This window comes from Micromonospora sp. NPDC000316 (assembly GCF_042898885.1).
Lineage (GTDB): Bacteria > Actinomycetota > Actinomycetes > Mycobacteriales > Micromonosporaceae > Micromonospora.
Genome location: NZ_JBIAZG010000003.1, coordinates 199,206 through 223,390 on the forward strand (window position 1 = coordinate 199,206; position 24,185 = coordinate 223,390).

The window sequence follows — 24,185 nt, forward strand, 5'->3', positions numbered from 1 at the left end:
TGTGCCGGCCCCGACCAAACCGCACTAGAACCTTTGGAGGTTTCCTACAAAGATCGGTCGGTATCATCGCTGGTTTGGGGGGATTTCCGGTTGGCCGGGGTCAATGTCTGGGTCGGCACGGACGGGGCGATCGGGACCACCGGGTCCAGCCGACCGACAGTCAACGCCACCTGCAGGGCGAACGCGTCCCGCGGCGACAGCGGCGAGAAGCCTGTCACCTCGGCGATGCGGCGCAGCCGGTACCGCACCGTGTTCGGGTGCACGAACAGCGCACGCGCGGCGCTCTCCAGCGTGCCACCGGCGGCGAGGAAGGCGTCCAGAGTCTCCAGCAACTCGCCACCGGCACGGACCAGCGTCGCGTACACGTCATGACGTAGCTGACGACGCGCCTCCGCGTCCCCGGCGAGGGCACGCTCCGGCAACAGGTCGTCGGCCGGCACCGGCCGCGGGGCCGCCGGCCACGCTGGCGCCGCCCGGAAACCGGCCAGCGCGGCCCGCGCCGACGACGTCGCCTCGTCCAGACTGGGTACGGCCGGACCGACCACCACCGGCCCGTCCCCGAACGCGTCCAGCAGCTTGCCCGTGGCGCGCAACGGGTCCGCCGCGCCGCCCAGCACGATCACCAGCCGGTCGCCGTGCACACCGCCGATCACCTCGACGTCGATCCGCCGGGCCAGCCGGTAGACGACGTGCAGCACCGCCGACACCTCCCCACCAGGGGAACGGCCGACCGCCACCGCGACCGGCGGCGCGTCCGCCCACCCCAACGCGGCCGCGCGGCTGGCCAGCACGTCCGGCGAGTCGCCGCGCAGCAGGGCGTCGACAAGCAGGGCCTGCAACCTCGCGTCCCACGCGCCGCGTGACTCGGCGGCCCGCGCGTACACCCGTGCGGCCGAGAACGCGATCTCCCGGCTGAAGCGCAGCACCGCCTCGCGCAGCTGCTGCTCCTCACCCTCGACGGCCAGGTGCGACACCTGCTCCTCGACCACGTCGATGGTCACCTTGATCAGCGCCACGGTCTGCTGAAGGGCGATCGACCGGGCCAGCGCCAGCGGCGCGGCGGCGAAGACATCGTCGGAGACCTCCTGCGTGCTGTCGGCCGTGCCGCCGCCGTCACGCAGCCACTCCACAAGCGACCGGACGCCCGCCTGGGCCACAAGCGTCACCCAGGAGCGCTGGTCGGCCGGCAGGGCGCGGAACCACGGCAGCGTCTCGTCCATCCGGGCCACGCTGGCGGTGGCCAACGCCCCCGCCGAACGTTCGATCCGGCGCAGCGTGGCCGTCAGATCTCCACCGCCGGGCGCACTCACCGCCCTAGCCTGACATGTCGTGAGCAGGCCACCCACGCCGGCACCGGTCAACCGGCCGCTGCAAGGCCGGCCCGGCCCACACCCTTCAGTGACGTGTTGAGCGGCCGATCAGGGCTGTGCAGGAAGCACAGAGCGCCAAGGGAGCCCGCCTGCCCTGATCAGGGCTGTGGGGGAGCGGGCAGGCCCAGTTCCTGCGCCAGGATGGCGGCCTGCACGCGGCTGCGCAGGTCCAGCTTGGCCAGGATCCGGCTCACGTGGGTCTTGGTGGTGCTCTCCGCCAGCCCGAGCCGGTCGGCGACCTGTTGGTTGGACAACCCCAGCCCGAGGCAGGCCAGCACGTCCCGCTCGCGCGGAGTGAGCGTGTCCAGCGCGGCCCGCGTGGCCGCCGACGCGCCCGGCGCGGTCGCGGCGAAAGCGGTGATCAACCGGCGGGTCACCGTGGGGGCGATGAACCCGTCGCCGCGCGCCACGGTCCGAACCGCCGCGACCAGCCCCGCCGCGTCGGTGTCCTTGAGCAGGAAGCCGGCAGCACCGGCGCGGAGCGCGCCGAAGACGTACTCGTCGAGGTCGAAGGTTGTCAGCACCAGCACGTCGGCGAGCCGGTCGGCGACGATCGCCCGGGTCGCGGCGATGCCGTCGCGGCGGGGCATCCGGATGTCCAGCACCGCCACGTCGGGGCGCAACTCCCGGCACAGCCGGACCGCCTCGTCGCCGTCGGCCGCCTCGCCGACCACCTCGACGCCCGGCGACCCCGCCAGGATCAGGGCCAGTCCCGCCCGCACCGCCGGCTGGTCGTCGGCCAGCACCACCCGTACCGTCGGCTCCGTCGCGGCCTCGCCCGGCCCGGTCATCCAGCGACCCCGGTCGGCAGCGCGGCACGGACCTGCCAGTGGCCGTCCTGCGGGCCTGCGGTGAACCGACCGGCAAGCAGTGTCGCGCGCTCCCGCATCCCGATCAGCCCGGCCCCGGCACCCGGCACCCCGGCCCCGCTTGGGCGCACCGGGTTCTCCACCGTCAGCACCACCTCCGCCGGCCGGTACGCGATGGTCAGCTCCGCCTCGCCCGTGCCGTGCTTGAGCGCGTTGGTAAGCGACTCCTGCACGATCCGGTACGCCGCGAGATCCACCCCCACGGGCAGCGGCCCAGGCGTGCCGTCGGTGCGCACCCGCACCACGAGGCCGGCGGCCCGGATCCGCTCGACCAGGCGGTCCGCCTCGGCCAGCCGAGCGGTGACCGCCTCGGGCAGCGGCCCGCCGACCGGGGGCCGCTCGCCACCGGCACCCGGCTCGCGCAGCACCTCGATCATCTGCCGCATCTCCGCCAGGCCCTGCACACTGCTCTCGCGGATCACCCGCAACGCCGACTCGACCTGGCCGCGCTCCAGCCCGGGTACGGACAGCACGGCGGTGGCATGGATCGCCACCGCGCTGAGGTGGTTGGCGACCACGTCGTGCAACTCCCGGGCCATCCGCGCCCGTTCGGCGCTGACCGCCTGGCGGCGGTCCAGCTCGACCAGCCGGGCGGTCTGCTCGGCCCGAGCACGCTCGGCGGCGGCCTGGTCGCGGTACTGCCGCACGCTGACCCCCGTCAGCACCGGCAGCAGGCCGGCGAGGACCACCGGCACACCGACGGCGACCCCACGCCACTGGTCGAGGACGATCACACCGACCACCGCTCCGACCACGCTGAGCGCGATCGTGACCCGCAGCAGCCACCGCCACAGCCGTGACGGGCCGTACACGCAGGCGTCGTAGAGCACCTGGGTGTAGATCAGGAGGGTTCCCAGCGAGCCGCCGAGCGCGATGTCCACGACAAGCGCCCCGGTGCCGACGGCCAGGCTGGCGCGCGGGGCGATCCGGCGCAGGCTCACGGCCACGCACATCGCCAGCAGCGGCGGCAGGAACAGCGCGGGCGGCACGTCCGGGTACGGGCGGATCTGCGGCTGCCAACCGAGGGACCACAGCACCAGGCCGCCGAACAGCGACGCACCGGCCAGGGTGAAATCCCGACCGTTGGTGCCTGAGCCGAGCCACGGTGGTGGTCGCATGCCCCCGATCCCACCACAACCGCCGACCGTCCGACTCCGACCCCGGGACGACCTCGTGGGACCCGGCATGCCCCGAAAGGAGTACGCCGGAAGCGGTCAGCACGGTCCCGCGCACACCGGCGGCCGTGCCCCGCGCGGAGCCGGTGGTCGAGGACGCGGTCGCCCCGGCTCCACCGAAGGACGGAGCCAGAAGCTCACTGTCGCCCTCGTGATCTGGCTTGTCGCCTTCCCGGTCTGGGAGACCCTGCTCCCGCGCCGCCCGAAGCGCTGACCCCGGGGTACGCCGTGCACGGCCTGTCCGCCTCGGCCAGTACGGTGTCAGGGCACGTCGGGGAGCAACCGCGGGTGAGTGCGAGCGTGAGGAGACCGGGATGGCGCACGGGGAGGCCGAGCACGGCTGCGCCCAGGGTGAGCCCTGCCGGCCGGGGCACCACGACCCGCAGGCGGCCGGCAAGCCCCGTCGGCCGGTCGGCGGGTTGCCGGCACACCCGGCGGAGTCGACAGCTGGCCGCCCCGCCGAGCGGGCTGACGACGACCTGACGGTGCCGCGCCAGCGGGCCGGTGAGCCGGCGCTGCCCGACGAGCCCGACGACGACGCCGGCTGCCGCAGTGACCTGCCCGGGTGGGCTGGGGCGCACCGGCACGGCCCGGTCCGGCCACGACCGCGGGCCACCCGCCGGGAGCGTCCACCGCGCCGCTGGTGCTGACCACGCGGCTGCCGGTGCTGACCACGCGGCCGCCGGGCGGCGGCTAGCGTGCGGTCGCCGCACGGGACACGTGCGGCGGCTCCGTGCGGGTCAGCGGGTCCGGCGGCGGATCAGCAGGGCGATGCCGGCGAGACCGACCGTGATGGTCAGCATCACCGCGACGTTGAGCAGCAGCAGCCGCTGCAACTCGCCGAGTGCCTTGTCGATGTCCCGTGCCGGGTCGAGAGTGTCCTCCGGGAGCACCCGCTCGCCGCCACCCACGCCGCCGCTGACCGTGTCGAACTGCCGCTCCAGCGGCACTCCCGCGGTGCGCAGCGTCTCGGACATGCTGAGCCGGCCGAGGAACCAGCCCGCGCTGGTCTTGCGGCCGTCCGGCTGCTTCGCCGGCCGGTAGACGCGAGGCCCGCCGACAGCCTTCGGATAGAGGTCGTACGTCTGCTTGGGCGTCTCCCCGGCGAGCACCACCACGGTGAACTTCGGGCCGAGGTTGGCAGCCTTCGGGCCGGTCGGCTGGCCCGTACGACCAAGGAAGTTGACCTGGTCGATGATCGCGACCACGTGGGCGGGTTGCGTGTCTGACCGCAGTCGCAGCGGCTCGGACAGCCCTTCGCCTGTGACGTCCACTCCGGCGGGCGGGGCGGTCTTCGGCGCGGCGGTGGCCGGGCCGGCGGTGCCGAGCGTCAGCAGTGCCGTGGCCAGCGTGCCCGCCAGCACGGCGAGCGACCGTCTCATGTGTCGGACCATCCCGCTTCCTCGCCCCGTTCGATGGATGGCTTCGTCGTGACGTCCGGACCGGTAGATCGGTGACGTCACCGGCCAGGCGGTCGTGCCCACTCTCACAGACTCCGCAGATCGTCGATGAATTGCAGCTTGTGGAACAGTAATTGGAACTATCTGCGATCTCTGCTCGACTAATGAGGAGCGGTTGATCAGTGGGCGGATCGTACCCTTACGGAGGGGTTCATGGGGGGCAGGGTTACACGTTTGGCGCGGGTCGTGCCAGTGGTGCTCGGCGTGGCGTTCGGTGTGTCGTTGCTGGCCCCGGCGCTACCGGCCGCCGCGCACAACTCGCTGACCGGCAGCGACCCACGCGACGGCGCCCGGGTGGCGACTGCGCCGGCCCGGATCGAGCTTCGGTTCCTGGCCACACCAGCGCCGGCCACGACGAAGATCACAATAACCGGACCGGACAATGTGGTCGCTGGCGGGTCGCCCACCTTCGATGGCAGCCGGGTGCGCGTGCCGTTCACGCCAGGTGCCGCCGGGCTCTACATCGTCGGCTACCAGTTGGCCTCCAGCGACGGTCACCCGGTCAAGGGCGAGGTGCGGTTCACCCTCACCACGGGCACCGCCGCCGATCCGTCCCCGTCCGCCGGTGGCGCCACACCGACCGCGCCGACCGCAGCGGCGGCGGGTCCCTCCGCAGGCGGAGCGCCGTCGGAAACACCTACCGCCACCGCGACTCCGGCGGGCACTCCGGTGCCGGCCGCCCAGGAGAGCAGCCAGTTGCGCGGTTGGCTGTGGACGATCGCGGCCGCTCTGGTGGTGGGCGGGTTCGTCGTCTGGTTGCAGCGGCGGCGTCGGGCCCGGCGCCGGTGACCGGGCCGGCCACCAGCCAGCCGGCTGGTGGCCGGGCGAGGCAGTCAGACCAGGCGGAGGCGGGCGGCGCGCATCCGGGTCAGGGTGCGCTCGCGACCGAGCACCTCCAGCGACTCGAACAGCGGCAGGCCCACGGTGCGGCCGGTGACCGCGACCCGGACCGGCGCCTGCGTCTTGCCGAGCTTGAGCCCACGCTCGGCGCCGACGGCCTCCAGCGTCGACTTCAACGACTCGGCGTCCCAGGGCTCCAGCGCCTCGAACGCCGCGACGGCGGCGTCCAGCAGGTCGGCGGAGCCGTCCTTCATGGTCTTGGTCCAGGCGGCCTCGTCGATAAGTGGCGAGGCCAGGAACAGGAAGTCGACGTTCGGGACGATCTCGCTGAGCACCGCGATCCGGGTCTGGGCCAGCGGGGCGACGGCGGCGAACGCGTCGGCGTCGAACTCCTCGGGCTGCCACGGCGGCGGCGCGATGGTCCCGGTGCCGGTTAGCCACGGCTGGCAGGCGTCGATGAACTCGCCCACCGGCAGCGCGCGGATGTAGTCGCCGTTGAACGCACGCAGCTTCTTCTCGTCGAAGAACGCGGGGGAGGGGTTGACGTTCTCCAGCCGGAACTCGTCCTCGATGACCGACCAGGGGACGATCTCCCGGTCGCCCGAGGGCGCCCAGCCGAGCAGCATCAGATAGTTGCGCATCGCGCCGGCGAGGTAGCCCTCCTCCCGGTACGCCTCCAGGGCCACCTTGTCGCGGCGCTTGGAGAGCTTCTGCCGCTTCTCGTTGACCACCACAGGCACGTGCGCCCAGACCGGCGGCTTGACCCCGAGGGCCTCCCAGAGCAACTGCTGCTTGGGCGTGTTGGGCAGGTGCTCCTCGGCCCGGATCACGTGGGTGATCCCCATGGTCATGTCGTCGACGACGTTTGCCAGCAGGAAGACCGGCGAACCGTCGCCCCGGGCGATGACGAAGTCCTCGATGAGCTTGTTCTCGAACGTGGGCTCACCGCGGATCAGGTCGACGACGACTGTCGCGCCCTCGTCGGGCGTACGGAAGCGCAGCGCCCGCCCCTCACCCGGGGTGAGGCCCAGGTCGCGGTGGTAGCCGTCGTAGCCCTGGTGCTGCGAGCCGGTACGCGCCTGCACGTCCTCGCGGGTGCAGTCGCAGTAGTAGGCGCGGCCGGACTCGTAGAGGCGGGCGGCGGCGGCGCGGTGCTCGCCGGCGTTCGCCGACTGGAAGTACGGCCCCTCGTAGCTGTCCCGGGAGATGCCGATCCACTCCAGCGCGGTGAGGATGCCCTCGGTCCACTCGGGCTTGTTGCGCGCCGCGTCGGTGTCCTCGATGCGCAGCACGAACACCCCGCCCTGCTGCTTGGCGTAGATCCAGTTCTGCAGCGCCGAGCGGGCGCCGCCGACGTGGAACATACCGGTCGGGGAAGGGGCGAAGCGCACACGTACCGTCACGTCCCCCAGCCTACGGCGACGGACAACCGAGTAAGGAAGGGCCCCTTCTTATCGCCTGGTGTTGTACAGGGGGCCCTTCCTGACATCTAGGGGACTGAGCGGATCTTGACGACCAGCGCGCTGCCGATCAGTGTGACCACTGCGGTGACCGCGTAGAGCGTGGGGTAACCGCCCAGGTAGACCACGAGCGGGGCGGAGAGCGCCGGGCCGAGCACCTGGGGGGCCGAGTTGGCGATGTTGATCACGCCGAGGTCCTTGGCCCGGTCGGTGGCCCGGGGCAGCACCTGCGTGATCAGCGCGGCGTCCACCGAGAGGTAGACGCCGTAGCCGGCGCCGAGCAGCAGGGCGGCGACGATCGCCATCGGCCAGATCGGCGCGACCGCGAGCAGCAGCGCCGCCACCGCCATGATCAGCCCGGAGGCGATCACGTAGATCTTGCGCCGCCCGGAGCGGTCCGACAGCCGCCCGGCGACCACGGCGGTAAGCATCATGCCGAGCGTGTAGAGCAGGATCAGCACCAGCAGGCCACCCTCGGGGTCGGGGTGGCGCACCCCGTCGGTGAGGAAGTACAGCAGGTAGAGGGTGCCCAGCGCGTTGCCGAGCTGGACCAGGAACCGGGTGATCCAGGCCCAGGCGAAGTCCGGGTGCCGGCGCGGGCTGATCCACATCGAGGCCAGCAGCGCCCGGGCCCGCAGCACCTGCCGATGCGTACGCGGAAGCGGCTCGTCGGGGGTGAACAGCGCGAACGGCAGCGACAGCAGCAGGATGGCCACGGCGATGGCCAGGTAGCCGGCCTCGTTGCCGGTGACCAGGGCGGTGACCAGCACCGCGCCGAGCACCAGCCCGAGCGCCTGCGGGATGCCGACCCAGCCGGAGACGCCGCCGCGCTGGGTCACCGGCACCCGGTCGGGGATGGCGGCGGTGAGGCTGGCCAGCATCGCGTTGAAGCAGACCTGGGCGGCGACCCAGCCGAGGGCGACCCCGAGGATGGTCCGCTGCTGGGCCAGCAGCACAAGCGCGGCGGCACCGAGCAGCGCCCCGCCGGCGGTCCAGACGTGCCGCCTACCGAACTCCCGGCCGGCGATCCGCACGCAGGTCCGGTCCGACAGCGCGCCGGCGAGGGGGTTGGCGAGCACCGCGGCCAGCGCGCCGAGGCCGGTGACCACGGCGAGCATGTTCTCCTTGTTGCCGGGCGCGATCTGCTCGATCTGCTGCGGCAGCAGCACCTGGATGGGCGTGAAGAACGCCATCCACACCCCGAGGTTGGCCGCGAAGATCAACCCGATCCAGCCGCGCCGCACCGGCACCGTCGGCTCGGCGAGCGCGGCCGGCAGCGACGCCGGGGTCGGCTCGACTGTGGTCACCGTGCCGACCCCGCCCGGCGGGTCGCGATCACGTCCCGCAGCCAGGTGTACGACGACTTCGGCGTACGGGTCTGGGTGGCGTAGTCGACGTGCACCAGGCCGAAGCGCTTGGTGAACCCCTCGGCCCACTCCCAGTTGTCGAGCAGCGACCAGACGAAGTACCCGCGCACGTCGACCCCGTCGTCGATGGCGGCCCGGACGGCCCGCAGGTGCCCGTCGAGGTACGCGATCCGCTCCGGGTCGGCCACCTGCCCGTCCGCGTCGGGTACGTCGTCGTACGCGCAGCCGCTCTCGGTGATCTCGATGGGCGGCAGCGCGTCGCCGTACGTGTCGCGCAGCCAGCCGAGCAGTTCGCGCAGCCCGTCGGGGGCCACCGGCCAGTCGAAGGCGGTACGCGGGTAGCCGTCGAGCGGCACCAGGTCGAACGGCAGGGGCGAGCCGTCCTCGGCGGCCCGTACACCTGTGGGGTTGTAGTAGTTGACCCCCAGCACGTCGATCGGGGCGGCGATGGTGTCGAGGTCGCCGGGGTGGATGACGCTCGGGTCGAAGCCGGGCAGGTCCGGGTAGCCCCTGCCGAGCAGTGGGTCGGTGAAGAGCCGGTTGTGCAGCGCCTCGTACGCGGCCCCGGCGTCGCGGTCGGCGTCGCTGTCGCCGAGCACCCGCACTGGGGAGTAGTTGTTGGCGATCGCCACCGGGCTGCTGCTGCGGCTGCGCAGCGCGGCGACCGCGAGCCCGTGGCCGAGCAGTTGGTGGTGGGCGACCGGGAAGGCGTCGAAGAGCAACGCCCGGCCGGGGGCGTGCGTGCCCATGCCGTAGCCGAGGCTCATGTGGATGAATGGTTCGTTGAGGGTGATCCAGAGCCGGACGCGGTCGCCGAGGCGGGCGGCGGTCCGGTCGGCGTAGTCGGCGAAGCGGGCGGCGGTGTCGCGGTGCAGCCAGCCGCCGGCGTCCTCAAGTGGTTGGGGCAGGTCCCAGTGGTAGAGGGTGGCCACCGGGTCGATGCTGGCGGCCAGCAGCTTGTCGACAAGCCTGTCGTAGAAGTCCAGGCCTGGGGCATTCACCTCGCCGGTGCCGGTGGGCTGCACCCGGGGCCAGGCGATCGAGAACCGGTACGCGGAGACGCCCAGCCCGGCGAGCAGCGCGACGTCCTCGGCGTACCGGTGGTAGTGGTCGCAGGCCACCTCGCCGCTGCTGCCGTCGCCGATCCGGCCTGGGGAGTGGGCGAAGGTGTCCCAGATGGACGGCAGGCGCCCGTCGGCGGTGGCGGCGCCCTCGATCTGGTGTGCCGAGGTGGAGACGCCCCAGCGGAAGCCGGCGGGGAACTCGGGCATTGATGCGGTCGACAAGGCGCCCTCCCGATCAACGTGAAACGTGCTCGGGACTTTAGAGCGCTCTCGATGAATGCGCCATAGGCCGGTCTGGCGCGATGCGCAATGGTTGATCGGCGTGTCTTTTTCCGAACCCGTCCAGGTAAGTCCGATTTAGCGCATAGAGTGCCGATATCGTGGGATGTCCTCACTGGAGGAAAGACGGAAATGATCCTCGTGGAACGCAGTGCGCACGTGGCGGCGCCGGTGGAAGTGGTCTGGGACGTCGTACAGCGGGCCGAGCAGTTGCCGGCCTGGCTGGCGGGGGTCCGCGCGGCCGAAGTGCTCTCGGGGGAGGGCTTCGGTCGGCGGCAACTGGTCCAGGCGGGGCGCGGCTCGGCGCATGAGGCCGAGGTGATCGCCTACCAGGAGCCGACGTTGATCGGCTGGCGGGAGCGGGCCAAGGGGGCCGGTGCTCGTGCGGAGGCGCGCACCGAGATCTATGTCCAGCTCACCCCCGACGAGGAGGAGGGCGGGACCATCGTGCGGCTCATCGTGGTCCGCTGGCCGGTTGGCCCGGTCAAGGCGGCCCTGCTGCGCCTGGGCCTGCGCCGGGTGGGCGCCGACCTGGAGGACTCGCTGGCCCGGCTCACCGACCTGGCCGCCGTCGGCTGACCGCCGAACCTCCCGGCGTCACCCGCTTCCGGCGGTGGCCTCGGGTCCCCGCCAGGGACTCCGGACCGCCGTCGCCCCACCTCACCCGCCGTCCGCCCGGTCGATCGGGGAGTGTGGGGCAAGGTGCGGGTGCACCAAAAAGGGCCCGGCGCGGGTGCGCCGGGCCCTTCTCGTTACCGCTTGATCAGCTGTCGCCGCCGGTCTCACCGACCGGGGCGGCGTTGACGTCGTCGATCGCGTACTTCTTGGCGGCCTCGGCCGGCACCGTGGCCGGCACCGCGCCACTGCGGGCGAGCTGCCGCAGCGTGGCGACCACGATCGACTCGGCGTCGACGTGGAAGTGCCGGCGCAGCGCGTGCCGGGTGTCGGACATGCCGAACCCGTCGGTGCCGAGCGACGTGTAGTCGCCGGGTACCCAGCGGGAGATCAGGTCCGGTACGGCACGCATGAAGTCGCTTACCGCGACCTTCGGCCCCTCGGCGTCGGCAAGCTTCTGCGCGATGTACGGAACCTTGGCCTCGGCGCCCGGGTTGAGCAGGTTGTATTCCTCGGCCTGCACCGCGTCGCGACGCAGCTCCGTCCAGGAGGTCACCGACCACACCTCGGCGGCCACCCCCCAGTCCTGGGCGAGCAACTGCTGGGCCTTGAGCGCCCACTGCATGCCGGTGCCCGAGGCGAGCAGGTTGGCCTTCGGGCCGTCGACCTGCGGTGCCGGCGCGTAGCGGTAGATGCCCTTGAGCAGCCCCTCCACGTCCACGTCGGCCGGCTCGGCCGGCTGGAGCGTCGGCTCGTTGTAGACCGTCAGGTAGTAGAAGACGTTCTCCTGCGCGTCGCCGTACATCCGGTGCAGACCCTGCTCGATGATGTGCGCGATCTCGAACGCGAACGCCGGATCGTAGGCGACCACCGCGGGGTTGGTGGCGGCGATCAGCAGCGAGTGCCCGTCCTCGTGCTGGAGGCCCTCACCGTTGAGCGTCGTGCGCCCCGCCGTGGCACCGAGCAGGAAGCCCCGCGCCATCTGGTCGGCAGCCGCCCACAGCCCGTCGGCGGTCCGCTGGAACCCGAACATCGAGTAGAAGATGTACATCGGGATCATCGGCTCGTCGTGGGTGGCGTACGCCGAGCCCGCGGCGGTGAACGAGGCGACCGACCCGGCCTCGTTGATGCCCTCGTGCAGGATCTGCCCGGTCGTCGACTCCTTGTACGACAGGAACAGCTCCCGGTCGACAGAGGTGTAACGCTGACCGTGCGGCGAGTAGATCTTCGCGGTCGGGAAGATCGAGTCGAGGCCGAAGGTGCGGGCCTCGTCCGGGATGATCGGCACCCAGCGCTTGCCGAACTCCTTGTCCTTCATGATGTCCTTGAGCAGGCGGACGAAGGCCTGCGTGGTGGCCACCTTCTGCTTGCCCGAGCCGCGCTTGATGTCGGCGAACCGCTCCGGGCCGGGGATGGCCAGCCGCTTGGTGCTGGTGCGCCGGGACGGCAGATAGCCGCCCAACTGCTCGCGCCGCTCCTTGAGGTACGCCATCTCCTCGGACTTCTCGCCCGGGTGGTAGTACGGCGGCAGGTAGGGGTTGTCCTCCAGCGCCGAGTCCGGGATGTCCAGGTAGAGCCGGTCGCGGAAGGTCTTCAAATCCTCAAGCGTCAGCTTCTTCATCTGGTGGGTCGCGTTGCGGCCCTCGAAGTGCGAGCCGAGCGTCCAGCCCTTGATCGTCTTCGCCAGGATGACAGTGGGCTGACCGGTGTGCTCGGTGGCCGCCTTGTAGGCCGCGTAGAGCTTGCGGTAGTCGTGCCCACCCCGCTTGAGGTTCCAGATCTCGTCGTCGCTGAGCGGCTCGACCATCTTGCGGGTGCGCGCGTCACGGCCGAAGAAGTGCTCCCGCACGTACGCGCCGGACTCCGCCTTGTAGGTCTGGTAGTCGCCGTCGGTGGTGGTGTTCATGAGGTTGACAAGCGCACCGTCGGTGTCGGCGGCGAGCAGCGGGTCCCACTCGCGACCCCAGACGACCTTGATCACGTTCCAGCCGGCGCCCCGGAAGAACGACTCCAGCTCCTGCATGACCTTGCCGTTGCCCCGGACCGGGCCGTCCAGCCGCTGGAGGTTGCAGTTGATCACGAAGGTGAGGTTGTCCAGCTCCTCGCGGGCTGCCACACCGATGGCGCCAAGCGTCTCCGGCTCGTCCATCTCACCGTCACCGAGGAACGCCCACACGTGCTGCTGCGAGGTGTCCTTGATGCCGCGGTGCTGCAGGTACCTGTTGAACCGGGCCTGGTAGATCGCGTTCAGACCGCCGAGACCCATCGAGACGGTGGGGAACTCCCAGAAGTCCGGCATGAGCCGCGGGTGCGGGTACGACGGCAGGCCGCCGCCCGGGTGTGACAGCTCCTGGCGGAAACCGTCGAGCTGGTGCTCGCTGAGCCGGCCCTCCAGGAACGCCCGCGCGTACATGCCGGGGGAGGCGTGGCCCTGGTAGAAGATCTGGTCGCCGCCGCCAGGGTGGTTCTTGCCCCGGAAGAAGTGGTTGAAGCCCACCTCGTAGAGCGACGCAGAGCTGGCGAAGGTGGAGATGTGCCCGCCGACGCCGATCTCCGGGCGCTGCGCCCGGTGCACAAGCATCGCGGCGTTCCACCGGACGTACGCCCGGATCCGTCGCTCGACGTGCTCGTCACCCGGGAACCACGGCTCGCGCTCCGACGGGATGGTGTTGATGTAGTCGGTGGTGGTCAGGGGCGGAACCCCGACCTGGCGCTCCCGAGCCCGCTCCAGCAGGCGCAGCATGACGTAGCGAGCGCGTTTGGCGCCACGGTCGTCAATGACACCGTCAAGCGACTCGACCCACTCGCTGGTTTCGTCAGGGTCGATGTCCGGAAGCTGGCTCGGTAGGCCGTCGCTGATCACCGGGCGCTTGCGTTCCGTAGCCACAGGCGTTCCCTCGGTTGTGTGTGGGATAGGTCTCTAGCGCCATCCTGCCCCCTGGTGGCACCCCTCGTCACGCCTAGACCCCCCGGACGCGATGCTGAACACAGGTACCCGCCGGTAACTTAGTGCGACGGTCACACGAACCGGCTCTTGTCCGACACCACGACCGTGCCGGGCAGGATAGGGCGACGGGTTGCCGCCGGCGGAACGGTCCCGGCGACCGGCGCACGCGGGCGGCTCGGCCGGTGGCGACTCCTGCGGGGGCGGCAACTCCTGGAGGCGTGCTGCGGCAGAATGCGACCTATGCGCAGTGACGTGATCACCGTCCAGACCGGGTCGCGGCCGACCGTCCGGGACATCACCGCCGAGGCGCAGGCGTTCGTCTCCAGCGAGGACGACGGCCTGCTGCACGTGTTCGTGCCGCACGCCACCGCCGGCCTGGCGATCATCGAGACGGGCTCCGGCTCCGACGACGACCTGCTCACCGCGATCGACGCGCTGTTGCCCACCGACGGGCGCTGGCGGCACCGGCACGGCTCGCCCGGCCACGGCCGCGACCACGTGCTGCCGGCCTTCGTTCCCCCGTACGCGACGCTGCCCGTGCTCGGCGGCCGGCTGGCGCTCGGCACCTGGCAGTCGATCTGCCTTGTCGACACCAACGGCGACAACCCGACCCGCCAGGTCCGCTTCTCGTTCCTGCCCGGCTGACCGCCGCCCCGCACGAGCTGACCGAACCTGATCGTCGACCGGCCGAGCCAGGCGCGGTGCGTACGATGTGGCGATGGCGCAGGAGGTCGTTTTCGGATCAGGCGGGCCGGTGGACCGTGCCGGCCTGGCCGCCGACGTGGTGCGCCGGATGGGGCACGTGAGCGCCGCGCTGCGGCATCGGCAGGATTCCGGGTTCGCTGAGCTGGGGCTCACCCCGGCGGCCGCCCGAGCGCTGCACGAGCTGGACCCGGACCGCCCGTCGCCGGCCCGTGACCTCGCCGCGCGGTTGGGCTGCGACAGGTCGAACGTGACGGCACTCGTCGACAAGTTGGAGCAGGCCGGGCTTGTCGAGCGCCGCACCGACCCGAGCGACAGGCGACAGAAGACGCTTGTGGTGACCGGGCGGGGTCGGGACGTGCGGGACCAGGTGGCCGAGGTGATGTCCGACTCCCGACTCCTGGCCGGGCTGACCGACGACGAGCTGGGCACCCTGCGTGACCTGGTGTGGAAGGTGTCCGACGGTGGCTGTCCGGAGCCCTGCGGACCAGAGTGACTCGACCCGCGCCTGCCGTGTCCCAGTGGGCGACCATGGCTCGCGTCGGTAATGCTGTCCGACGTGACCACCCCGCAAGATCTCGACGACCGCTTCCGGGAGACGCTCGCGGCCCTTCCCGCCGCGCAGCATCGGCGTGACCCCGCCGACCCGGTCACCGACGACGCCCCACTTACCGGCGCACAGCTGCTGGACCTGTTCGACGCGCAGGTGACCAGCCGGCAGCTCGACCTGGCCGGACGCTGGCTGCGGAGCTTCGGGGAGGGCTTCTACACAATCGGCTCGGCCGGGCACGAGGGCAACGCGGCTGTCGCCGCCGCGCTGCGACCCACCGACCCGGCGTTGCTGCACTACCGCTCCGGGGCGTTCTACTGCGTACGTGCCTCCCAGGTCGCGACCGACCCGGCGGACACTGGGGAGCCGGTGCCCGCCACCGAACCGGAAGCACCGGCAGACCCGGAAGCACCCGAGCCGTCCGACGCCGAGCCGACCGCCGGCCGGTTCGCGGCGTACGCGGACGCGGCCCGGGACGTACTGCGCGGGATGGTCGCCTCCAGTCAGGAGCCGATCGCCGGCGGCCGGCACAAGGTGTTCGGCCGGGCCGACCTGGCCATCGTGCCGACCACCTCCACCATCGCCTCGCACCTGCCCCGGGCGGTCGGAATGGGGCTGGCCGTGGAGCGGCTGCGCCGGCTGGACAGCGCCGGCCGGCGTACCGGCGCCGGGGCTCAGGTGGGCGGTGCCGAGAACGCGCCGTGGCCGCCGGACGCCATCGTGGTCTGTTCCTTCGGTGACGCGTCGGTAAACCACGCCAGCGCCACAGCTGCCTTCAACACCGCCGGCTGGTACGACCACGCGGGGCTGCGCATCCCGGTGCTCTTCGTCTGTGAGGACAACGGGCTGGGCATCAGCGTCCGCTCCCCGCAGGGCTGGGTGGAGGCGACGCTGCGCTCCAAGCCGGGCATCCGGTTCTTCAGCGCCGACGGCGACGACCCGGTGGGGGCGTACGCGGCGGCGGCCGAGGCGGCGGCCTGGGTGCGTCGGCACCGGCGACCTGCCGTGCTGCACCTGCGCACCGTCCGGCTGATGGGGCACGCCGGCGCGGACGCCGAATCGGCGTACCGCAGCCCCGCCGAGCTGGCCGAGGACCTGGACCGGGATCCGGTGGCCGCCACCGCCCGGGTGCTCGTCGAGGCCGGCGTGGCGACCGGCGAGGAGTTGTTGGCCCGGTACGACGAGACCGGCTGGCAGGTCCGCCGGCTCGCCGAGGACGTGTTGGGCGAGCCGAAGCTTGCCTCCGCGGCCGAGGTGGTGTCGTCGCTGGCGCCCCGCCGCCCGGCGCGGGTGGCGCGGTCGGTGGCCGACGCGGCGGCGCGGGCCAGCGGGCCGGGCGCGGGTGCCCGCGCGGAGGCGTTCGGGGGCAAGCCGCCGGAGCTGACCGGCCCGCTGACGCTGGCGCAGAGCATCAACGCGGCGCTCGCCGACGGGATGATCGACCACCCGCAGATGGCCGTCTTCGGCGAGGACGTGGCCGCCAAGGGCGGCGTGTACGGGGTGACGAAGGGTCTGCGCGACCGCTTCGGAGCGGCCCGGGTCTTCGACACCCTGCTCGACGAGACGTCCGTGCTCGGGCTCGGGCTGGGCGCCGGGCTGGCCGGGATGCTGCCGGTGCCGGAGATCCAGTACCTGGCGTACCTGCACAATGCCGAGGACCAGCTGCGCGGCGAGGCCGCCACGATGCAGTTCTTCTCGCGGGGGGCGTTCCGCAACCCGATGGTGGTCCGGGTGGCCGGGCTGGCGTACCAGGAGGGGTTCGGTGGGCACTTCCACAACGACAACTCGGTGGCCGTACTCCGGGATGTGCCGGGTCTGGTGATCGCGGTGCCGGCGCGGCCGGACGACGCCGCGCCCATGCTGCGGACCTGCCTTGCCAGCGCGGCAGTGGACGGCAGCGTGTGCGTGTTCCTGGAGCCGATCGCGCTCTACCACACCCGGGACCTGTACGCCGATGGCGACGGGGAGTGGCTTGCCGGCTATCCCGAGCCGGGCTCGTGGGTGGCAGGGCACGTGCCGATCGGCCGGGCGCGGGTCTACCCGGTCGGTTCGGCCGACGATCTGACGATCATCACCTTCGGCAACGGGGTACGGATGTCGCTGCGGGCGGCGGCCGTCCTCGCCGAGGAGGGGGTGGGCACGAGGGTCGTGGATCTGCGGTGGCTGGCTCCGCTGCCGGTGGCCGACATCATCCGGGAGGCCTCGGCGACCGGCCGGGTGCTCGTGGTGGACGAGACACGCCGGTCCGGCGGGGTTGGCGAGGGAGTCATCGCCGCGCTTGTCGACGCCGGATATGTAGGCGCCGCGCGTCGAGTAGCCGGAGTTGACTCGTTTGTACCATTAGGTCCGGCAGCACGTCAGGTTCTGGTCTCCGAGGAAGCCATTACCGAGGGTGCCCGTACGCTGCTGGCACGGTAAATTCCGATCCACCCGGTGCGCCACTTGCGCGGGGGCGCACAACTGTGTGGACTTTGCCAGACGGCGTCGGCATGACGCCGCGAGCAGGAACAAGAAGAGGAGGCACGCGACAGTGAGCGCGACCGCTGGTCAGGCCGCCGACGGGGTACGCAGCCTGGCGGACCGGTTCGGCATCGAACCGGGGATGGTCGTCATGGAGATGGGGTACGACGATGACGTCGACCAGGATCTCCGGGACGCCCTGACCGACCGCTGTGGAGACCTGGTCGACGAGGACACCGACGAGGTGGTCGACGCGGTGCTGGTGTGGTACCGCGAAGGCGACGGTGACCTCTTCGAGCTTCTCGTCGACGCCCTTGGCCCGCTGGCCGACAACGGTGTCGTGTGGCTGCTCACCCCGAAGGCGGGGCGTGAGGGGCACGTCGAGCCGAGTGAGGTCGCGGAGTCCGCGCCCACCGCCGGCCTTCAGCAGACCTCGACCGTCAACGCCGGTCGGGACTGGAGCGGCGCCCGCCTGGTGCTGCGCCGAGGGGCCAAGGCCAAGAAGTAGCCCAACCGGCCCCTCGCGCCCGGCGGTCCGCACCGCCGGGTGTGGCAGGCTGTCGTCGTTTCCCAACTCGATTCCGAGGAGTCCGCATGCCGATCGAGGTTGGTGCCGAGGCGCCGGACTTCGTGCTGAAGGACCAGAACAACCAGGAGGTCCGACTGTCGGACTTTCGTGGCAGGCGCACCGTGCTGCTGGTCTTCTACCCGCTGGCCTTCACCGGCACCTGCCAGGGCGAGCTGGCCGAGGTGCGAGACAACCTCGACGAGTACGTGAACGACGACGTCCAGGTGTTGACGGTAAGCGTCGACTCGGCCTACAGCCACAAGATCTGGGCCGACCGCGAGGGCTACCAGTTCCCGCTGCTCGCCGACTTCTGGCCGCACGGCGCCGTCGCCCAGGCGTACGGGGTCTTCAACGACGTGGCAGGCTTCGCCAACCGGGGCACCTTCGTCATCGACAAGGCCGGCGTAATCCGCTTCGCCGAGATGAACGGCCCCGGCGAGGCCCGCGACCAACAGGGCTGGCGCAAGGCCATCGCGGAGGCCGCCGCCTGACCGGGGTACGCCGCGCGCCCTGAGCGGCGGGAGCAGGTAAGCTTGCCAGCCACCGGCCCGCCGCACACGGGGCGTTCCGGGCGCGTAGCTCAGTGGGAGAGCACCCGCCTTACAAGCGGGGGGTCGCAGGTTCGAAACCTGCCGCGCCCACCCTTCAGCACCAGCGCAAACCGCCCCGGGAAGACTTACTTCCCGGGGCGCTGACCGCAACGAGGTCCACGAGAGCCGCCGGCCGAGCGCCTGACGCATCGCGTCGAGGTTGGGTTACAGCGACCACCGCCAGTGGCATTGCCGCAACGCTGGCCGTCCTTCTACCGAGCGCCGCACTGCAAAGCCGGGTCATGGCCGTGGCAGGTGCCCGACCGGCGCGGGACTCCGCCGGTGGCGGATCGCGCCACTGATCAACCGTGCGCTGTCCGAGTCGGTTCGTCCGGGTGGGTCAGCCATACGCCGACCAGCGCCACGAAAGCCGCGCCGTCAGCGACCAGGCACCAGATGATGGACGCCATGAGTTGGGGCTGGGCACTGAACAGAGGGGTGCCGATCAGGGCCACCCAGCAGGCGAAGAGCGCGACGCCGACCGCAGTGGTGGTCAGGAGCCCCGACAACCAGCCGCGGGTCGAGACCAGGGCAAGGGCGACCACGACGGCCAGGGCGAGCGCCAGGAAGTAGAACGGCAGGTAGATGAGGATGAACGTGCCGAACCTGCCGCCGGCCTCCAACTCGCCCCACGCCTCTCGGTCTGGCTGGGAGAAGCGCAGACCGTAACCGAGGATCACCCAGGCGATCGCGACCGCGCAGGCGGCGACTGCCTGCGAGGCTCGTCGACGGCTCCTCGAATTCCGCACGGCGACACCGTACTTGCCCTGCGGCAGGCGTCGGCTTCGCCCTTCGGCTCAGTGTCGGACACGAGCCTCGACGGTGCCGGGGCGGTGGAACGGTCAGGCACCGGGCCGCACCCAGCGCGGTTTGGCCCACCTGCTCGGCCGTGTTGCCGCTCGCTCTTTTCGGTGTTATAAGGGCATTTGTTGCCGAGCATTACCGTCCGAGACGACGGCAATCGGAAGATCTTCGCTATTCAAGATAATGTTATGACTTATTGCGGATGCTGGGGATGTCCAGTTTGTCGGCAGTGGGTCGATGCATCTGACCGGCGCTCCTGATTGCCTTATTGTAAATCGCATTTAGGGTTCCGGCCGACCGGTGGATCCGGCGCCGCCAACCAGCGTCCACAGTGAACCGAGAAACCAGACGGGTCGCCCCGAACGGGCGCAGCTTTGCCATCCGCTTGACCTGTTGTCGGCCATCAATCGCACGACGTACGGTTGCGGCACCAGCATCCCGTGTGATTAGCCAGGTAATTGCGGCAAATTGCAGCGACTCTGTGGATTCGAAATCCGTCTTTGATGGGAATAAAAGTGAAGAACATGACAAGGTCTATGGCGGTCTTGGCGGTTCTGGCCATGGCCGCGGCGGGATGCGGGCAGGACGCAGAGTCAAGCCCGTCTGCGTCCGAGCCGGCCACGCCGACGAGCGCGGCGTCCGCGTCCGCGTCCGCATCCGCATCCGCGCCCCAGGCGGCGGCGGTCGACACGTCCATCAACGAGAAGCCGGTGGACGGTTCAGACGCCGCTGCCGTGAAGACAGTCGATGTCCGGACGCGGCCGGCGGCGCAGGCCCCAGCCTCGGCGTCGGGGTACTACAAGCTCAAGACGGTGTTCCGCGGCGAGGACGAGTGCCTGGAAGGCAACCGCGTCGACGGCAACTCGACCCTCGCCGGCGCCGCGTTCCAGGACACCTGCAAGGACGTGGACGGGCAGGCTTGGAGTTTCACCAAGCGCCCCGACGGCTACTACACGCTGCGGACGAAGTTCCTCGGCGAGGAAAAGTGTCTGGAAGGCAACCAGATCGCCGGGAAGGTCCTCGGCGGTGCCGCATTCCTCGACACCTGCCGCGAGGTCACCGGACAACAGTGGAAGCTGGTCGAAGCCGGTGACAACCTCTTCCGGCTACAGACGAAGTTCCGGGAAAAGGAAGGCGAATGCCTGGAAGGCAACCGGTTCGCGCCGGAGTCCGTCCTGAAGGGTGCGTCATTCACGGACAAGTGCCAGAACGTGACCGGTCAGCTCTGGTACCTTACCGCGATTCCTGCCTGACAGCACTGCACTGACCTAGAGGAGCCCGGACAGCAGTCCGGGCTCCTCCGCGTGCGCGTGGTAGGCCCGGCGTCACTACGGCGACGTCAAGCCGGCACCAAACTGCAGCGGGTCTAATCGGTCAGTCGGGATATCAGTTCATTACGCAGGGGCCACGATTCGTCATTGACGCACTCTGCGAGGGAAGCCAGCCCAAGTGCCAGAGGCCAGGAAACCGCATCCCGGTGCTTGCGCGGCAGCATCTCAAGCGGCCGACGAGGGTCCCACAGTCGCACAGGTGCGAGGGTGACCGGCATGACTTCGTGGACGAAAGACCGCTCCACCCGCCGCACTGACCGGTCGAGCATCTGGTCACCGGTGAGTCTGAGGAGGGTTGCTGCGCAGAATTCGGGCATGGCTCCCCGGCTGATCCAACGACCATGGCCAACGACAGCGCTGCGCCGTATCTCATTCGCTTCCAGGTGGCATTCTTCCTGTAGCTCGCGCTCGGCCCCGTTGATGACAATTGTTTGGATCGTCCAGTCGGCCATGTTGTGAGGCATGTCCTTGGGTTCGAGTGCACCCGATCCGGACGGGGCAAGCAAGCCGGGACTGCCCATGTTCTCGGGGGTCTGCGACACAAGGAGCAATTGCCCATCGGTGGTGAAGGCAAGCGTCGATACGCCGATGATGTTCGCGAGACGGCTGCGCCTGAAGGGGATCAGCCGTCCCTCGGGGTCGAGGATGAGATCACGACCACGCAGGGCGGGGCTCTTGCGCCCCACCTGCCAGACATCCAGGGGTGCGAGCAGGTTGCTGCACAGGAAGTCGAAGTAGCGGGCCGCTCTCAGATTGGCGACGTCGTCGCCCAGAAGATCCGATGCCAGGCAGAGCACGCGGTCGTTGTAAATCTTCCCGGTCTTGGCGCGGCGGGTCAGATAGTCAAGGGACCAGGTCCTTAAGTCACGGGGAAGCACGTAGTCTGGGGTTTGGAGAATGGCGCGGATGGGTCGTTTGCGGAGTTCGGCGTTCTCCCGAGACAGCATTATTCCTACGTCTCGGGCGCTTTCTATGCTCGGGCCGAGGGCGGCCGACTGATCTACAACGTCCTTGTATTTGTCGCCCTCTCGCGGCTGGAACCGCAATTCCTCTGAGCGGCGGCGGTTGGCCCGGGTCTCCATGAAGGAGAGGGTAGCGCCAGCAAGTCCCGCAGCCACGCTAACTGTCCGAGGCGGATTGACCAGGGCGGTTGCTGCGCCGAACGAGGCCAAGACAATGCCGACGGTGGTGAGTCGGAAGCGCCACAGGCGGTAGCGCCAGATCGTCAGCTTCGTCCTCACCGATCTCTTAGCTCCAAGCATCTGTGCTCTCCGCCGGTGTGGCTGCCTCGGGTGCTGCATCCTAACGGCGGATGAAAACTTGTCGCGTACGGCTTGAATCCAAGAGCCGGCAGAGAAGTGGGACAATTCTGAACACGACCGGCGGCCGAGATCTCGTCTGCATCGCCAGCGTCGGATATTTGACTCCGGGGCGAGCCTACGAGCAACGTACCCGTACCCGATCCAGCTCGTGTTGCGTGCCGATGGCCGACCGGTGCTCGGGGTGCTCGACGTAGTGGCGGATCGTTTCCGCGAGGAATGTCGGATCGACGTGCAGTGGCGCCATCGGCAGCGAAAACGGTACGGGTGGGCGGCCCGGCGTCGCCGGCTGTTGCATGAGGGTGAGGTTCGCGGTGCGCCGGGCCGGTGACGGTGGTCCGCCCGGAAGCAGCCGGTCCCAGCGGAGATGGGTGCGTCGGGTCAGGCCCTGCTTGGTGATGCCGTCCCGGTCCAGGATCAGGCGCGGTCGGTCCAGCAGCAGCACGGCCGCCATGGCTGCCAGGACGACGGCCGGGACGGCGATGCTCACGGCGAGGACGCCGGGTATCTCGGCGAGCCGCACGCGGTCCGCGCCCGGAACCCGCTCGGTCAACACGGCACCCCCGGCCAGCCAGCCGATGAGGATCACCCAGGGGCCGAGCCAGCGCGGGCTGGCCGACGCGACGAAATTCTCCGCCCCGGCCGTCACCTCCAAGGTCGCCGGCCGCTGGCGCACCCGTCTGGTGAGCAGGGCGTGCCCGGCCCACGGCACCAGCAAGCAGGCGGCGTGGACGGCCGCCCAGACCAGGAAGGCGACGCCACTCGGATCGATCCGCCAGGTCACCGGCTTGAACCACAACTCGGCGCAGACCCGGAGGGTGAGCGCGGTCACCGCGAAGGGCCAGATGAGCAGGCGCGCCACGCGAGGGGACATGCGTGGCACCGTAGGCGACCCGGGCAACATGTCGGGCGCCGTCCCGGCCTGGCTTTCGCCGCGACTGCGGTAGGCGCCAGCACCTGCGGTACGCGGGGGACGGTTCGAGAGTTGGACGTTCGCTCCCGATGGGGACCTCTGTGCGGGTCACCGCAATGATGGGCGCGTGCAGGACACTGTCGCCGTCGCGCTGATCACCGCACTGTCCACCTTGGCCGCTGCGGCCCTGACCGGGCTGGTCGGCGCGTTCAGCACCCGCCGGCAACTCGCCCACCAGCTCAGCCTGGCCCGCCAGGAGAGCGCCGAGCGGCGGGCGACCCGCCGCGACGAGCTGCGACGCGAGGCGTACGTCGGGTTCCTGAGCGCCTGCGACCGGGCGTACCGGCGGCTGGACCGGCGGTGGGTCGAGCCTGCCGGGGACGGGTCCACGCCCGGCTACGACGAGACGTACGCGGCGATGCGCGCCGTGGACGAGGCGTACAACCTGGTGTTGCTGGAAGGCCCGGCGGACGTCGCGGCGGCGGCCCGGTCGGTGCAGAGCAGCCTCACGACGGAGTACGCCGAGCAGCGCCGGCTGGGCGACGAGCCGGGCGACGCGGTGGTGCCGCTACGCGAGAGGCACCGGGAACGTTGGCTGGCCGCGATCGAGGTACGGACGGATCGGCGCGTTGCGTACGTCGACGTCACCCGTCCCGTGTTGGATCGGGACGGGTGACGCCGAGAAGCGGGGGGCCGGGTGAGCTACGCGCAGGTCAACGGGCTGCGGCTCTGGTACGAGTCGCACGGCACGGGACGGCCGCTGGTGTTGCTGCACGGCGGCTACGGGTCGGTGGAGATGTTCGCACCGATCGTGCCGGCGCTTGCCGAGCGACGCCGGGTCGTCGCGGTCGACCTGCAGGGTCACGGGCGCACCGCCGACGTCGACAGGCCGCTGCGCTACGAGACGACGGCCGACGACGTCGCCGCGCTGCTCGGGCACCTCGACCTGTCCACATCCGACGTGCTGGGCTTCTCGCTGGGTGGCGGTGTCGCGCTGCGTACCGCCATCCAGCATCCGGCGCTGGTGCACAGGCTGGTGCTGGTCTCCACGCCGTGCAAGCGCGCCGGTTGGTATCCGGAGGTGCTGGCCGCCATGGCCGCCCAGGACGAGCGCGCCGGTGAGCAGATGCGCGGGACGCCACCGCACCTGCTCTACGAGCGGGTCGCCCCGCGCCCGCAGGACTGGCCGCGGTTCTGGGCCAAGAGCGGTGACCTGCTGCGCCGTGACTACGACTGGTCGCCCGAGGTGGCCCGACTGAGCATGCCGACGATGCTTGTGTTCGCCGACGCCGACTCGATTCCTACCCGTCACGTGGCGGAGTTCTACGGGCTGCTCGGCGGCGGGCACCGCGACGCCGGCTGGGACGGCACCGACCGGCCGGCGGCCCGACTGGCCGTGCTGCCCGGGCACACGCACTACGACATCATCGGCGCGCCAGCCCTGCCGGCGGCGGTGCTGCCGTTCCTCACCCACCAGGTCGGCGCGCCCGCCTGACCCCCGA

General features: G+C 70.8%; 23 protein-coding genes and 1 tRNA gene. 13 read left to right on the forward strand and 11 right to left on the reverse strand.

The features are described from left to right. Nucleotides 1–44 precede the first annotated feature (44 nt). The 3 genes from ACFY2Q_RS09160 to ACFY2Q_RS09170 form a co-directional block, all read right to left on the reverse strand. Nucleotides 45–1,361: a PucR family transcriptional regulator gene (locus ACFY2Q_RS09160; protein WP_387128685.1), complete on the reverse strand. Its 1,317-nt coding sequence runs from the start codon at nt 1,359–1,361 to the stop codon at nt 45–47. A gap of 107 nt (nt 1,362–1,468) precedes the next feature. After that, complete coding sequence (locus ACFY2Q_RS09165) at nt 1,469–2,161, reverse strand: response regulator (RefSeq protein ID WP_387128687.1); 693 nt, start codon at nt 2,159–2,161, stop codon at nt 1,469–1,471. Then, entirely contained in the window at nt 2,158–3,357 is a 1,200-nt protein-coding gene (locus tag ACFY2Q_RS09170; RefSeq protein ID WP_387128689.1) for a sensor histidine kinase, read from the reverse strand. The genes ACFY2Q_RS09165 and ACFY2Q_RS09170 overlap by 4 nt, the downstream gene beginning before the upstream one ends. Nucleotides 3,358–3,424: 67 nt before the next feature. Between ACFY2Q_RS09170 and ACFY2Q_RS09175 the strand changes: the two genes are divergently transcribed. Together ACFY2Q_RS09175 and ACFY2Q_RS09180 are read left to right on the forward strand one after the other, a co-directional pair. Then, on the forward strand, nt 3,425–3,628 hold the full coding sequence (locus ACFY2Q_RS09175; RefSeq protein ID WP_387128691.1) for a hypothetical protein: 204 nt from the start codon (nt 3,425–3,427) through the stop codon (nt 3,626–3,628). 100 nt (nt 3,629–3,728) lie between these two features. Then, complete coding sequence (locus tag ACFY2Q_RS09180; protein ID WP_387128692.1) at nt 3,729–4,064, forward strand: hypothetical protein; 336 nt, start codon at nt 3,729–3,731, stop codon at nt 4,062–4,064. A gap of 90 nt (nt 4,065–4,154) precedes the next feature. On the opposite strand, the gene ACFY2Q_RS09185 is transcribed toward ACFY2Q_RS09180, so the two are convergent. Further along, nucleotides 4,155–4,808 carry a hypothetical protein gene (locus ACFY2Q_RS09185; protein ID WP_387128693.1) on the reverse strand — a complete coding sequence of 218 codons (654 nt, stop codon included), beginning with the start codon at nt 4,806–4,808 and terminating at the stop codon, nt 4,155–4,157. Nucleotides 4,809–5,048: 240 nt separating this feature from the next. On the opposite strand from ACFY2Q_RS09185, the gene ACFY2Q_RS09190 reads away from it, so the two are divergent. Then, nucleotides 5,049–5,663, forward strand: a complete 615-nt coding sequence (locus ACFY2Q_RS09190; protein ID WP_387128694.1) for a copper resistance CopC family protein — start codon at nt 5,049–5,051, stop codon at nt 5,661–5,663. A 44-nt stretch (nt 5,664–5,707) separates the two neighbouring features. Here ACFY2Q_RS09190 and gltX read toward each other — a convergent pair whose 3' ends face one another. From gltX to ACFY2Q_RS09205, 3 genes are all read right to left on the reverse strand, one after another. Beyond that, complete coding sequence (gltX, locus tag ACFY2Q_RS09195) at nt 5,708–7,117, reverse strand: glutamate--tRNA ligase (RefSeq protein ID WP_387128695.1); 1,410 nt, start codon at nt 7,115–7,117, stop codon at nt 5,708–5,710. An 86-nt stretch (nt 7,118–7,203) separates the two neighbouring features. After that, a complete protein-coding gene (locus tag ACFY2Q_RS09200) occupies nt 7,204–8,481 on the reverse strand; it encodes an MFS transporter (protein WP_387128697.1) in 1,278 nt (425 codons plus the stop codon). Then, nucleotides 8,478–9,812 (reverse strand): GH1 family beta-glucosidase, encoded by a 1,335-nt coding sequence (locus ACFY2Q_RS09205; protein WP_387129118.1) that lies wholly within the window; start codon nt 9,810–9,812, stop codon nt 8,478–8,480. Before ACFY2Q_RS09205 ends, ACFY2Q_RS09200 begins: the two co-directional genes overlap by 4 nt. Before the next feature lie 204 nt (nt 9,813–10,016). On the opposite strand from ACFY2Q_RS09205, the gene ACFY2Q_RS09210 reads away from it, so the two are divergent. Continuing rightward, nucleotides 10,017–10,463 (forward strand): SRPBCC family protein, encoded by a 447-nt coding sequence (locus tag ACFY2Q_RS09210; RefSeq protein WP_387128699.1) that lies wholly within the window; start codon nt 10,017–10,019, stop codon nt 10,461–10,463. A gap of 184 nt (nt 10,464–10,647) precedes the next feature. On the opposite strand, the gene aceE is transcribed toward ACFY2Q_RS09210, so the two are convergent. Next, nucleotides 10,648–13,386: a pyruvate dehydrogenase (acetyl-transferring), homodimeric type gene (gene aceE / locus ACFY2Q_RS09215; RefSeq protein WP_387128700.1), complete on the reverse strand. Its 2,739-nt coding sequence runs from the start codon at nt 13,384–13,386 to the stop codon at nt 10,648–10,650. A 300-nt stretch (nt 13,387–13,686) separates the two neighbouring features. Here aceE and ACFY2Q_RS09220 point away from each other — a divergent pair, with 300 nt between their 5' ends. The 6 genes from ACFY2Q_RS09220 to ACFY2Q_RS09245 all read left to right on the forward strand — a co-directional run bounded on the left by ACFY2Q_RS09220 (nt 13,687) and on the right by ACFY2Q_RS09245 (nt 18,367). Then, a complete protein-coding gene (locus tag ACFY2Q_RS09220) occupies nt 13,687–14,091 on the forward strand; it encodes a YjbQ family protein (protein WP_387128701.1) in 405 nt (134 codons plus the stop codon). A gap of 73 nt (nt 14,092–14,164) precedes the next feature. Next, on the forward strand, nt 14,165–14,644 hold the full coding sequence (locus tag ACFY2Q_RS09225; RefSeq protein WP_387128703.1) for a MarR family winged helix-turn-helix transcriptional regulator: 480 nt from the start codon (nt 14,165–14,167) through the stop codon (nt 14,642–14,644). A 51-nt stretch (nt 14,645–14,695) separates the two neighbouring features. After that, a complete protein-coding gene (locus ACFY2Q_RS09230; RefSeq protein WP_387128704.1) occupies nt 14,696–17,116 on the forward strand; it encodes a thiamine pyrophosphate-dependent enzyme in 2,421 nt (806 codons plus the stop codon). 112 nt (nt 17,117–17,228) lie between these two features. Further along, nucleotides 17,229–17,666, forward strand: a complete 438-nt coding sequence (locus ACFY2Q_RS09235; RefSeq protein ID WP_387128706.1) for a DUF3052 domain-containing protein — start codon at nt 17,229–17,231, stop codon at nt 17,664–17,666. Nucleotides 17,667–17,752: 86 nt separating this feature from the next. Then, nucleotides 17,753–18,217 carry a peroxiredoxin gene (locus ACFY2Q_RS09240; RefSeq protein WP_387128707.1) on the forward strand — a complete coding sequence of 155 codons (465 nt, stop codon included), beginning with the start codon at nt 17,753–17,755 and terminating at the stop codon, nt 18,215–18,217. 78 nt (nt 18,218–18,295) lie between these two features. Further along, nucleotides 18,296–18,367, forward strand: a tRNA-Val gene (locus ACFY2Q_RS09245). A gap of 251 nt (nt 18,368–18,618) precedes the next feature. On the opposite strand, the gene ACFY2Q_RS09250 is transcribed toward ACFY2Q_RS09245, so the two are convergent. Continuing rightward, complete coding sequence (locus tag ACFY2Q_RS09250; RefSeq protein WP_387128708.1) at nt 18,619–19,065, reverse strand: hypothetical protein; 447 nt, start codon at nt 19,063–19,065, stop codon at nt 18,619–18,621. Between the two features lie 591 nt (nt 19,066–19,656). On the opposite strand from ACFY2Q_RS09250, the gene ACFY2Q_RS09255 reads away from it, so the two are divergent. Next, on the forward strand, nt 19,657–20,373 hold the full coding sequence (locus ACFY2Q_RS09255) for an RICIN domain-containing protein (RefSeq protein WP_387128710.1): 717 nt from the start codon (nt 19,657–19,659) through the stop codon (nt 20,371–20,373). A gap of 113 nt (nt 20,374–20,486) precedes the next feature. Here ACFY2Q_RS09255 and ACFY2Q_RS09260 read toward each other — a convergent pair whose 3' ends face one another. Together ACFY2Q_RS09260 and ACFY2Q_RS09265 are read right to left on the reverse strand one after the other, a co-directional pair. Then, complete coding sequence (locus ACFY2Q_RS09260) at nt 20,487–21,692, reverse strand: hypothetical protein (protein WP_387128712.1); 1,206 nt, start codon at nt 21,690–21,692, stop codon at nt 20,487–20,489. A 196-nt stretch (nt 21,693–21,888) separates the two neighbouring features. Continuing rightward, nucleotides 21,889–22,644: a hypothetical protein gene (locus ACFY2Q_RS09265; RefSeq protein ID WP_387128713.1), complete on the reverse strand. Its 756-nt coding sequence runs from the start codon at nt 22,642–22,644 to the stop codon at nt 21,889–21,891. A gap of 166 nt (nt 22,645–22,810) precedes the next feature. Here ACFY2Q_RS09265 and ACFY2Q_RS09270 point away from each other — a divergent pair, with 166 nt between their 5' ends. Together ACFY2Q_RS09270 and ACFY2Q_RS09275 are read left to right on the forward strand one after the other, a co-directional pair. After that, complete coding sequence (locus ACFY2Q_RS09270; RefSeq protein ID WP_387128715.1) at nt 22,811–23,359, forward strand: hypothetical protein; 549 nt, start codon at nt 22,811–22,813, stop codon at nt 23,357–23,359. A gap of 21 nt (nt 23,360–23,380) precedes the next feature. Continuing rightward, the gene (locus ACFY2Q_RS09275) at nt 23,381–24,178 is read left to right on the forward strand and encodes an alpha/beta fold hydrolase (protein WP_387128716.1); all 798 of its coding nucleotides are present in this window, start codon (nt 23,381–23,383) and stop codon (nt 24,176–24,178) included. The last annotated feature ends 7 nt before the right edge of the window (nt 24,179–24,185 follow it).

Excerpts from the sequence above, each read along its gene's own strand:
- ACFY2Q_RS09165 (WP_387128687.1), bottom strand. The coding sequence starts at position 2,161 with ATGACCGGGCCGGGCGAGGCCGCGACGGAGCCGACGGTACGGGTGGTG.
- ACFY2Q_RS09170 (WP_387128689.1), bottom strand. The coding sequence starts at position 3,357 with ATGCGACCACCACCGTGGCTCGGCTCAGGCACCAACGGTCGGGATTTC.
- ACFY2Q_RS09175 (WP_387128691.1), top strand. The coding sequence starts at position 3,425 with ATGCCCCGAAAGGAGTACGCCGGAAGCGGTCAGCACGGTCCCGCGCAC.
- ACFY2Q_RS09180 (WP_387128692.1), top strand. The coding sequence starts at position 3,729 with ATGGCGCACGGGGAGGCCGAGCACGGCTGCGCCCAGGGTGAGCCCTGC.
- ACFY2Q_RS09185 (WP_387128693.1), bottom strand. The coding sequence starts at position 4,808 with ATGGTCCGACACATGAGACGGTCGCTCGCCGTGCTGGCGGGCACGCTG.
- ACFY2Q_RS09205 (WP_387129118.1), bottom strand. The coding sequence starts at position 9,812 with ATGCCCGAGTTCCCCGCCGGCTTCCGCTGGGGCGTCTCCACCTCGGCA.
- ACFY2Q_RS09210 (WP_387128699.1), top strand. The coding sequence starts at position 10,017 with ATGATCCTCGTGGAACGCAGTGCGCACGTGGCGGCGCCGGTGGAAGTG.
- ACFY2Q_RS09220 (WP_387128701.1), top strand. The coding sequence starts at position 13,687 with ATGCGCAGTGACGTGATCACCGTCCAGACCGGGTCGCGGCCGACCGTC.
- ACFY2Q_RS09225 (WP_387128703.1), top strand. The coding sequence starts at position 14,165 with ATGGCGCAGGAGGTCGTTTTCGGATCAGGCGGGCCGGTGGACCGTGCC.
- ACFY2Q_RS09230 (WP_387128704.1), top strand. The coding sequence starts at position 14,696 with ATGCTGTCCGACGTGACCACCCCGCAAGATCTCGACGACCGCTTCCGG.
- ACFY2Q_RS09240 (WP_387128707.1), top strand. The coding sequence starts at position 17,753 with ATGCCGATCGAGGTTGGTGCCGAGGCGCCGGACTTCGTGCTGAAGGAC.
- ACFY2Q_RS09255 (WP_387128710.1), top strand. The coding sequence starts at position 19,657 with ATGGCGGTCTTGGCGGTTCTGGCCATGGCCGCGGCGGGATGCGGGCAG.
- ACFY2Q_RS09265 (WP_387128713.1), bottom strand. The coding sequence starts at position 22,644 with ATGTCCCCTCGCGTGGCGCGCCTGCTCATCTGGCCCTTCGCGGTGACC.